The 248-nt window shown below is 77.0% G+C and carries 1 protein-coding gene; it reads right to left on the reverse strand.

What is annotated here, in order from left to right:
• Positions 1-248 (reverse strand): enoyl-CoA hydratase-related protein (locus AX685_RS11660; RefSeq protein ID WP_197418580.1); only part of this gene is annotated, 248 nt, incomplete at both ends.

The following is a 248-nucleotide window of genomic DNA, read 5'->3' on the forward strand; positions in this document are numbered from 1 at the left end:
CCCCCGCGACGATCACGTCGCAGGCGAGCGCGAGCGCGACCCCGGCGCCGAACGCCGCGCCCCCGACCGCCGCGACCGTGGGCATCGGCAGCGCGGCCAGCGCCTCCACCGCGTCCTGCATCGCCTGCCTGAACGCGGTGCGCGCCGGCACATCATCGACCAGCCGCGCCAGATCGGCGAGATCGGCGCCGGCGGAAAACACCCCCGGAGTCGATGAGGCGACCACCAGCGCCGCGGCATCGGCGGGG

Origin of the sequence: Sphingomonas sp. CCH9-F2, from assembly GCF_001556735.1 — a bacterium.
Taxonomy (GTDB): domain Bacteria; phylum Pseudomonadota; class Alphaproteobacteria; order Sphingomonadales; family Sphingomonadaceae; genus Sphingomonas; species Sphingomonas ginsenosidimutans.